This window comes from Pseudomonas sp. CM25, assembly GCF_013179705.1.
In the GTDB taxonomy this organism is placed as follows: Bacteria; Pseudomonadota; Gammaproteobacteria; order Pseudomonadales; family Pseudomonadaceae; genus Aquipseudomonas.
In genome coordinates this window covers 1-10,190 of sequence record NZ_JABMCW010000207.1, presented here as the reverse complement: position 1 = coordinate 10,190, position 10,190 = coordinate 1, and the positions used below count along the sequence as shown (strand labels likewise).

Here is a 10,190-nt window from a genome sequence, read left to right as displayed (position 1 = left end):
TTTGTATCGAACAGCGTTGCCAGTTCATCCTGATAGCGTTGCCCCGCATCCAGCGTACGGCATGCCACGACCAGTTTTTCGCTCGCCCCCGAAAGGACCTGTTCCTGCCCAGGTGCAACCAACCCCGTTCCCAGATAGAAACGCGAACCCTCAGCAAAGTTGCGCATCAGGCGCAACACCCCGTTCTCGCGTTTCTGTCCATACCTTGGGAGCGGCAGCACGCCCCCCGGGAAGGCGGGGAAACGAGGATAGACCTGTAGCCACTCCAGCTGCGAGAGCGACGTGCCTTCAGGCAACGTTTCACTCAACAAACTGGCAAACTGCTGCTCGGCATACTGCATGGGCGACTGCAGCTTCAAGGTGATACCGCGTAACCGCGCCTGGCTTGCATGATGCGCGTTGAGGCTATCGCGGAGTACGCGTATCTGGCTTTGGGTGGCTTGCTTGAGCCAGGTCGGCAGCCTGCTGCCGATGAATTCATCGTGCAGGCCGTCAAGGGGAACATTTACAGACCGTGAAGGGCGACGATCGTACGTCATGGCAATTCCTGAAAAGGCGGTCGGGAGCTGCTCATGGTCTGCTCACCCGTGCAACGCGAGCAGAGGGAAAGCCTGCGGTTGAACGGGGTGGCACAGTGCGTGCCACCTCGGTCCGAGGCACTCAGGGGGTTTGCATGGCCGCTACGGTCAGCCGTTGCGCAAGGTTGCCCAAGGCACGGTCACGTTCGTCGCGCAGGCTATTGGCTTGACGCATGTACTGCTCGCTGGAGAGCACATTCTTATGCTCCTCCAGCGCTGCCATCAGGGTGCTGTAGTGATCGTCAGCCTCATCGAAGTCGTCAGGCTGTTCGGCGCGCAACACGTCCACCCAGAAATCTAGCTGACTGATGAAAATGGTACGTTGTGCGGTCATTTCGGTTTGCAGCACCTCGGTGTAAGCGTCGTCGATCTGGCTCGCCGAAACCTGGGCAAAGTTTTCAAACTGCATGTACCGGGGTTGCCCCAAAAGGTCCAGGCGTTGGGCCAGTCGGCTCAGATAGGCAAGATTGACCTCGACTTCTTCCTCGTCTCGCTCCCCTCTTGCCCAGCGCCCGTCGTTGTACCGGGCCTCCATATCGCGTCGGGCAATTTTTTCAACCAGGTGTACGCGAAACAGCCGCTTGGCCAATTGCAAGCGGGCAACGCGCGTTACCAGTGGGCCGCCGCCATGTATGGCTTGTTCAACATGCATACGTACTTCGACACGGCTGAACGTGGTAGCGACGCTGTCAACGCAGGTAGTGGGTTCCGCAGCCAGGTGGAACAGCGCCATACGTGTCGCAGTATTGTCGTGGCAGGCCTGTAGCACGGTCCAGACCCTGCGCCCGATTTCAGTTGGCGTTTTCCTGAATTCGGCGGTTCCCGTAAGATTGGCAAGCAGGTCAAACAGTTCACGACTGTCGGGTTCGGCAACCAGCGCATCCCACACGGTTGCATGGGCCTGCTGCTTCAGAGGCCCCAAGGTCCCAAGCCACAAATCCCTCACCGGATCGCGACGTTCCAGGCGCGGCGTCACCAACAGGCGCTCCACTGTATACAAGCGCTCGAGCGTGCCGGCTGGCAGTACGTTGCCATCCAGCTGCAACGCCCGGCGCAGTTGCAAAGGGGCCTGGAACAATGCATCAGGCAGATTGGCGATCTGGTTGTTGCGCAGGTCAGCGAATACCAGCAGTCCGCACCATTGCAGGCCTGGCGGCAACGCCAACAACCGGGCATTGTTCAGCCGCAGAAACCGTAAACCGGAAAGCTGGTTGAACTGCAGGTTGATACCACCCAAGAAGTTGCTGCTCAGGTCCAGCGAACGCAAGTTCGACAGGTGAGCCAGCACGCTGACCTGGTCAGCAGGGATTCGGATGCGGTTGCGCGGCATCAACAACTGCCGCAATTCGGTCAACCGCTCAAGCCCGGGTGGCAGCTCGGTCAAAGCATTATTGCTCAACTCCAGTCTTCGTAAACGCGGGAAGCAGGCGAGAAATCCCCGTGGGACGTCGCTAAGCTCAAGCCCCGCGAGGGTGAGCTCTGATACATGGGAAAAATCCGTCCCGGCTGGCAGGGCAGGAAGACTTCCCACAGGCGCGGCGACGATGCTTACGCTGAGCATTGCGTGATGATCAATGCTCCGGGAAAACCGATCGCTGCGCATTTGCCAGGCACGGCAAAGCGAGTCCGCGACCTGCTGGCGAGCTCGGGGATTGCCGGGTGTCTCACGGGCCCACGCATGCAAGCGGCCCTCGAGCTGTCGGTACTCCTGTTCTGCGCGCAGCAGATTGTCGTACACAGTCCCTGGCTGAAGCAGCAGAGCCTGGATGTAGTGCTCGGTGCCTTCATCGCCGATACCGGGGTACAACGCCCGAACCCGCTGTCGTAGCACGCGATCCGGGCTACTGATGCACGACTGACAGCCACCCAGCAAATAGCCTGCTCGCCCATCCTCCATGCATTGCATGGTCGATGCCTGGGGCCTGGCCTCACGCCATCCAAGCAAGCGCAGCAACGGCCCACGCTCGTCGGGGAGCCATGCCTGCATCTGCCTGCGGATAGCTGCCGGCGCATCGGCGCCAGCCCACCCCGGATGCGACCGGTAAGTATCAGGCAAGCAGGCCGCCAGCACTTCGAAGAGCCCTTGAGGTTCGGCAATTTCACGCTCATACGCCAGGCTTCCGGCGTAAAGCTGGAAACCGCCGCTTCGCCGGACCAGCACCAGTTCCTGTTTCATTCCCCGCTCCGGGAACAGCTGCGCCAGCGCTTGCCCGGCATAGCGATCCTGGCGTAACACCAGGTTGAAATCCGCTGCGGCTGGCCCGTGCAGACGCAACAAGGCAAACACCAGGGCCACCAGCTCGGGTCGATAGCTGTGTGGTAGATACAGGGCCTCACGCATACGGGTCAGACGTGCCAGTTGAAGCGTTGCCCGGAGACGTTCAGCGAGTGCCAGCGGAATGCGTGATTCAGCCTGCATGCGCAAGCGCATAGCTGCGGTCGCGTGGTCAAGAGCATCGAGAGCATAGGCGTCTGGCAACGCTGGGAAGTCCCGTTGTATCAGCGCCTGCAAAGGGTCTTTCACCAGGTAGCGGCTTGAAAAATGCTCGAACATCGCTTCGCGGACCCTTGCCGCCTCTTGGCGTATGGAAATCACCTGCTCGTCAAGCGGCTGCCCCTGCAATTGCAAATGGTCGATACACCACTGCCATAATTCGGTATCGGCGTCGCCTGCCTCCAACTGGGCGAAAAACGCTTCCATGCGCGCATCAACGGCGAAGCGCTCCAAGGTATCGCGCAGCTGCACGGGCAGGCGCCGCCTCTCTACCAGCAGACCACGCAGGTACTCCTCGTCGACATCCGCCACACTCAGCATCTGGGCCACACGCCCAGCACTCACTGTGCGCGCCGACGGCCATAGGCGCCCCAGCAACAGTGCCGCGCCCTGCCATTCCAGTGGCCGCTCACCACCGAGCAACCAGGCACGCTCTGCGTTGCTTCGCACGACCGGCCCGTATGCCTCGTGGTCACTGGCATGGCGCAAGCGCCATCCTCCCCTGGCATCCTGCCGCACCCCGTACAGTGCCTGTTCAAGCCGCAGCCAATGGCGCTTGCCATCCGTAAGCAAGCCATTGTCAGTTTCAGCTACCTCAGCGGGTAACGGGTCAGCTTGATAGGGTTGCAGGTCGTTGCGCCACAGCCGTGCCCGGCCATCTTCGGTAGTCACAGGCTCCAGTGCCTCGACAAAGGCGCTACGGGCCAAATGCGTGCCCATGACAATCGCTCCGGTGGTGGCCAGGCTGACTGCCACCTGAAGCATATGCTGCAGTGCTTCGTGCTGATGACCTGACTGCCAATCACGTACACCTTCGAAGACATCGCTGAGCAGGTGCCTGCCAAGGTCCGCCAACAGCAGTGCACCAATGGCCGGCACAAACAGACCTGCAAGGTTGAGCAACACCAACCCGGTGCTTTCCAGATCGCGTAAGCGCTGCGCCGAGGCCTTGCCATCAGCCTGCGAGGTAGGAACCGCGAGAAAGCCTGCATCGGCCTTGACGCGCTGTATGTGCCACGCTGCCGACAACGCAAAGACATCGCCGGTGGCGCGCACCCTGCGGGGTTCCAGATCAGGCTGCTTATCCTGCAAACGGTTAGCCAGGCCACGTTCATATTGCGCTCGGTCGTTCAGGGCTATACGGCGCGCGAACGCTGCCCTGTATGCCTTGTCAGCCAACCCAGTGGCGAGTACACGGTTCGCCTCGTTCCAGTTGGCAAATACGCGCAGGGGTTGCGCATGGTCATCTGGCAGATACAGCACTACTTGCTTCAACCGTTCAGGGTCACCAAAGGGGAAGGTCGACTGACTGCGTGCCGGCACGATCAGCTCAAAAGCCAATGCACCGTCAACCTGGCAACCCAGCACTTGCAGCGCACCACCGCGCAGCTGCAGAGGGTGCCCGAACGTGGGCTGCTGGCCCCTGCAGAGCTGGCGCAGCATGTGCACATCGTTGGCCATGAGTTGCTTTTTGATTGCGGCCACTTCCAGCGCTACTGCAAGCGCCAGGCGCTTGTCCTTGGCCAGCGCCTGGCTGAAACCGGTGCTCATCACCTCTCCCAGATGTCGTTGATAGGCTGCACCCACGTCCACCTGCCGGCACAGGCTGACAAGCCGGTCCACATCACCGCTCACCACTTGCTCAGGCTGCTCGCCTTTCGGGCAAGTCAGCGCGGTCCCCTGGAAAAAGGACTCACCCGCCTTGAAGTTCTGCAGGAGCTTCTGCAGTGCTGGCACTCGTACGAAGTACGACTGGTAATCGGGCAACACACCCAGGCTGACCTCCAGCCGCGCACGCTCCTCGCGCCACTCCAGCTTGTCCAGATCGACCTTCAGGTGCAGTTGGCTGTCCTGGCTGAGCGCGCTTTCCAACCGTTGCCTGGCAAAACCATCCAGCGGCAGCAGGCGACTGGCAACGCTTGCCATTTGCTTCTGGCTGGCCAGGTGAGCCTTGAGGCAGCTCTGCAACCTGGCAAGTTGCTGAGGGGTGGCGGCTTTCAGCCAACCCGGCAACTGCCGGGCGATAAAATCTTCAGCGGGGTGAAGCAGCTTGCTGGGGGAGGCAGCTGGAGACATGGCGACATCCTGGTTAGTGACCGGCTTGTCAACATGAGCGCTGTTCACGGATCAGGGCAGCGGGAAGGTGTCGCAGGCTAGCCACCACTACCACGCTTGTGAATCAGGGCACGGTAGTGGCCCGGATTACAGGCAAACCATTTGCGGAACGCTTTGTAGAACGAGCTGCTGTCAGCAAACCCCAGGCCCACTGCAATATCGTCCAGGGCAGGCTCGGGCTGGCTCAGCCAGGCGATGGCCAGCTCACGGCGAACGCTGTCCTTGAGGCCCTGATAAGTCTGCCCTTCCTCCGCCAGGCGGCGGCGAAAGGTGGAAGGCGACAGGTTCAACTGCCGTGCAAGCGTGTCACCGTCCGGCCAGTGGCCAGGTGACAGGTGCAGCAAGTCGGTACGGATCCGCCGCCCCAGGCTGGCAGGATCACGGTATTTCACCAGGATATTGCCCGGTGCTTCAGCCAGAAAACGCTGCAGCTCGGCCTGCGTGCGCTTGAGCGGCAGGTCGAGGCAGTCGGCACTGATGATCATGCGCGTACGCGGTCGCTGGAACTGCAGGTTTTCCGAAAACATCACCCGGTAGTCGTCACAGAACGGCGGCTCGGCGCAGCGCAGGTCGATAGCCAGAATCGGGATACGGCGGCCGGCCAGCCAACAGGCCACGCCGTGCACGATCATCCAGAAGGTGAAATAGGTGAACGCCCGACGCGGCGCGTCACATGGCTCGTTGATGACAATTTCGGCCAGCCCCTGCTGGCGCACCAGGCCCGGTTGCAGGTCTTCCAGCATCAGCGACAGAAATGCCAGTGCGGTGTCCAGGCCATCCCCCAGCGTCGGCTGCGTCATGCTCGCCCGGCACATGAACGCTAGGCTGCCACTGCGCAGGCCGCGTGGGTCCATGGCGAAGAACTCGTCGTTGCAGCGGCGCGCCAGCAGGCGCCACAGGCGTGCATAAGCCTCGGCGCTGACCCGCGCCTCGGGCAGGTCGAGTTGGGCACTGTCGATGCCGGCACGCACCAGCAGGGCATGGTCGGGCTGCCCGGCCGGGCAAGTCTGCAACAGGGCCTCGCGCACCAGTTGCATGGAGATGGTGTCTTTCTCGCTCATTGGCCACCCAGCCTGCTCTGTGCCGGCCATCTTAAGCCGCACTGGAAAAAACACCAGTCATGCTTCATGCGCCGGCCGCCAAGCCGAGGAACGCCTGGATCAGGCGCAATTCGCGGCGGCGCTCCAGGCAGCCAATCAGATGCTGGTTGACCAGGCCTTCGCCGGCCAGTGGCCGCGCCACCACCCTTGGATCGTGGGCAACTTCAGTGGAGGACACCACGCCGATGCCAAGCTCGGAAGCCACCGCTTCGGTCACCGCCTCACGGCTGTCGAGCTCCAGCAGTACCCGCGGCTGGACCGCAGCCTGGCTGCAGGCCTTGTCAAAGGTGCGGCGGGTGGTGGAGCTCGGCTCTCGCAATACCATGATCTGCTGATGCAGCGAGGCCAACGGCAAGTCCCCTGCTCCGCTAGCCCAGGCGTGCCCGGCCGGCAGCAACGCACACAGCCGCGACTCGCAGAGGTTTTGCAGGTGCAGGCCCTTGCGCGGCTCGATTTCGGTCAGCACGGCCACATCGGCATGCTCGCCGAGCAGTGCAGCAAGGGTTTCCTGGGCATTGCCCAGCCGCAGGTTGACGGTAATGCCCGGGTAACGCTCACGCAGTTGCGCCAGCATCGGCATGACCCGGTGCGGGCCGTCCGCTGCCACTTCCAGGCGGCCGGTGAGCAACTGCCGGTTGGCCTCGAGCATGGCCTGCGCCTCGTCGGCCAGGCCAAACATGGCGCGGGTGATGGCCGCCAGCCGCGTGCCCTCTTCAGTCAACTCCACCCGCCGCGCGGTGCGCCGCAGCAAGGTGATCTGGTAATGCTCTTCCAGCGCCTTGACGTGGCCGGTCACAGCCGGCTGGCTGATGAACAAGCGCTGCGCTGCACGGGTAAAGCTGCCCTCGCGGGCGACGGCATCGAAGGCGCGCAACTGGAACAGGTTCATATCTATCGGCCTGACTTATAGCTGAGATAACAACAAACAATTTGATTGATGGCAGCGCGAATTGCAACCTAGGCCTCGTAGTTTCAGCCCACCGCTTGCGAGGAATAACGGCATGAGCAACGCCCCGATCCTGCTGACCCCCGGCCCTCTGACCACATCGATCCGCACCCGCCAGGCCATGCTGGTGGACTGGGGCTCCTGGGACCGTGACTTCAACCAACTGACCGCCAGCGTTTGCGAACAGCTGCTGGCGATCATCGACGGCAGCGCCAGCCATCACTGCGTGCCCCTGCAGGGCAGCGGCACCTTTGCAGTGGAAGCCGCCATCGGCACCCTGGTGCCACGCGATGGCAAGGTCCTGGTGCTGATCAACGGTGCTTACGGCCAGCGCCTGGCGAAGATCTGCAAAGTGCTGGGCCGCAGCTACACCACCTTCGAAACCGCCGAAGACCGGCCGACCACCGCTGCCGATGTCGACCGCCTGCTAACCGCCGACCCGACCATCAGCCATGTGGCGCTGATCCACTGCGAAACCAGTACCGGCATTCTCAACCCGCTGGCGGAAATCGCCCAGGTGATAAAATGCCACGGCAAGCGCCTGATCATCGACGCCATGAGCTCCTTCGGCGCATTGCCGATCGATGCCCGGGAAATCCCCTTCGAGGCACTGATCGCCGCTTCCGGCAAATGCCTGGAAGGCGTGCCGGGCATGGGCTTCGTCTTCGCCGAAAAAACCGCACTGGCCGCCGCCGAAGGCAACGCCCACTCGCTGGCCATGGACCTGCATGACCAGCACGCCTACATGGCCAAGACCGGCCAATGGCGCTTCACCCCGCCTACCCATGTGGTTGCCGCCTTGCACGAAGCGTTGCAGCAGTACAACGAGGAAGGCGGCCTGCCGGCGCGCCACCAGCGCTACGCCGACAACTGCAAGACGCTGCTCGACGGCATGGCCGCCATCGGCGTGCGCAGCTTCCTGCCTGCCGAAATCCAGGCGCCGATCATTGTCACCTTCCACGCGCCGAACGATACCCGTTACCAGTTCAAGGACTTCTACGAACGGGTCAAGGCCAAAGGCTTCATCCTCTACCCGGGCAAGCTGACCCAGGTCGAAACCTTCCGCGTCGGCTGCATCGGCGTGGTCGGGCCGGACGGCATGCAAGCCGCCGTCAATGCCGTGGCCGACGTGCTGCGGGAAATGGAAGTGCTGGACATCTGACCCTCCGCCCACCCGAATCCAGGAATTAGCGCACATGAACTACAGCAACCCTACCCAGCTGCAAGCCGCCATCCTCGACTGGGCTGGCACCGTGGTCGACTTCGGCTCCTTCGCCCCGACGCAGATATTTGTCGAGGCGTTTGCCGAGTTCGATGTGCAGGTGTCCATCGAAGAGGCCCGAGGCCCGATGGGCATGGGCAAGTGGGACCACATTCGCACCCTGTGCGACGTGCCGGAAATTGCCGAGCGCTACCGCAAGGTGTTCGGCCGCACCCCCACCGACGACGACGTCACCGCCCTCTACAACCGCTTCATGCCCCTGCAGATCGAGAAGATCGCCGTGCACTCGGCGCTGATCCCCGGCGCGCTGGACACCCTCACCGGGCTGCGCCAGGGCGGCCTGAAGATCGGTTCGTGCTCCGGCTACCCCAAGGTGGTGATGGACAAGGTGGTGGCGCTGGCGGCGCAGAACGGCTATGTGGCCGACCATGTGGTGGCCACCGATGAAACCCCGAATGGTCGCCCTTGGCCGGCCCAGGCCCTGGCCAACGTGATTGCCCTGGGAATTGACGATGTGGCGGCCTGCGTGAAGGTTGACGACACCGTGCCGGGCATTCTCGAAGGCCGCCGGGCCGGTATGTGGACCGTGGCCCTGGTGTGCTCGGGCAACGCCCTGGGGCTGAGCTGGGAAAGCTATCGGGCGCTGAGTGCCGAGCAGCTGGAAAGCGAGCGCAAGCGCATCCATACGCTGTTCGCCGGCTCGCGCCCGCACTACCTGATCGACACCATCAACGAACTGCCCGAAGTGGTTGCCGACATCAACCGGCGCCTTGGCAGGGGTGAGATGCCACAGGCCTTTTGAGCTAGCCAGGTTCGCTACAATATCTACACCGCCTGTGAGACCGAGCGCCGCCCCTCGCGGCGCTCGGTCTCACAGGCACTGAAAATACCAAGGCAACCCCCTACTGCGGCAACTGCACCTGCGGTTTACTCGCCGCAAAGATCGCCCAGCTGGACACGAACAGCGCCGCGATCAACGGCCCGATCACAAAGCCGTTGAGCCCGAATACCGCCAGCCCGCCCAGCGTCGACACCAGGATGAGATAGTCTGGCATGCGCGTGTCCTTGCCCACCAGGATCGGCCGCAAGAGGTTATCCACCAGGCCGATCACCAGCACCCCGAACGCGGACAGGATCACCCCCGGCAGTATCGCCCCGGTCAACAGAAAGTACGCGGCCACCGGTGCCCACACGATACCCGCGCCCACCGCCGGCAGCAGCGACAGAAAGGCCATCAGCACCGCCCACACCAGCGCACTGGGGATATCCAGCACCCAGAAAATGAAGCCGCCCAGCGCCCCCTGGGTGATGGCCACCAATACGTTGCCTTTCACCGTGGCCCGCACCACGCGGTTGAACTTCAACTGCAAGCGCCGTTTCTGGTGCTCGGGCAGCGGCACCGCCAAGCGTACCCGTCGGGCGACCTCGGCGCCTTCACGCAGGAAGAAGAACAACAGGTACATCATGATGCCGAAACTGATCAGGAACTCGAACGTGCCCTGGCCAAAGTTGAACGCCTGGCTGGCCAGCACCTGGCTGCCCTGGGTGGCCCACTTGGTGATCTTGTCGCGCAGCCCGTCCAGGTTGCCCATGCCCATGTTGTCCAGGCCATGCTGGGCAAACGCCGGGAGCATGTCCTTGCCGCGCTCGACAAAGCCGGCAATGTCCAGTTCCCCGCTCTCGATGCGCTGGTACAGCGTGGCGCCCTCCTGTACCAGCAGCGCGCTGGTGATGA

Annotated in this window: 6 protein-coding genes and 1 pseudogene; 2 read left to right on the top strand and 5 right to left on the bottom strand. The window is 62.6% G+C overall.

Translation table 11 applies throughout. The annotated features are described in order from the left end of the window. The 4 genes and pseudogenes from HP546_RS19690 to HP546_RS19675 form a co-directional block, all read right to left on the bottom strand. Nucleotides 1–539, bottom strand: a pseudogene (locus HP546_RS19690) (hypothetical protein); the annotation flags it as partial. Between the two features lie 121 nt (nucleotides 540–660). Then, nucleotides 661–5,148 (bottom strand): NEL-type E3 ubiquitin ligase domain-containing protein, encoded by a 4,488-nt coding sequence (locus HP546_RS19685; protein WP_172228566.1) that lies wholly within the window; start codon nucleotides 5,146–5,148, stop codon nucleotides 661–663. Nucleotides 5,149–5,225: 77 nt separating this feature from the next. Beyond that, entirely contained in the window at nucleotides 5,226–6,248 is a 1,023-nt protein-coding gene (locus HP546_RS19680) for an AraC family transcriptional regulator (RefSeq protein ID WP_172228564.1), read from the bottom strand. A 64-nt stretch (nucleotides 6,249–6,312) separates the two neighbouring features. Beyond that, on the bottom strand, nucleotides 6,313–7,176 hold the full coding sequence (locus HP546_RS19675) for a LysR substrate-binding domain-containing protein (protein WP_172228562.1): 864 nt from the start codon (nucleotides 7,174–7,176) through the stop codon (nucleotides 6,313–6,315). 112 nt (nucleotides 7,177–7,288) lie between these two features. Between HP546_RS19675 and HP546_RS19670 the strand changes: the two genes are divergently transcribed. Together HP546_RS19670 and phnX are read left to right on the top strand one after the other, a co-directional pair. Beyond that, nucleotides 7,289–8,395: a 2-aminoethylphosphonate--pyruvate transaminase gene (locus HP546_RS19670; protein WP_172228560.1), complete on the top strand. Its 1,107-nt coding sequence runs from the start codon at nucleotides 7,289–7,291 to the stop codon at nucleotides 8,393–8,395. Between the two features lie 34 nt (nucleotides 8,396–8,429). Next, on the top strand, nucleotides 8,430–9,257 hold the full coding sequence (gene phnX, locus HP546_RS19665; RefSeq protein WP_172228558.1) for a phosphonoacetaldehyde hydrolase: 828 nt from the start codon (nucleotides 8,430–8,432) through the stop codon (nucleotides 9,255–9,257). Nucleotides 9,258–9,357: 100 nt separating this feature from the next. Here the strand turns inward: phnX and HP546_RS19660 are convergent. Next, on the bottom strand, nucleotides 9,358–10,190 hold an 833-nt coding region (locus tag HP546_RS19660), incomplete at its 5' end, for an AI-2E family transporter (RefSeq protein WP_172228556.1).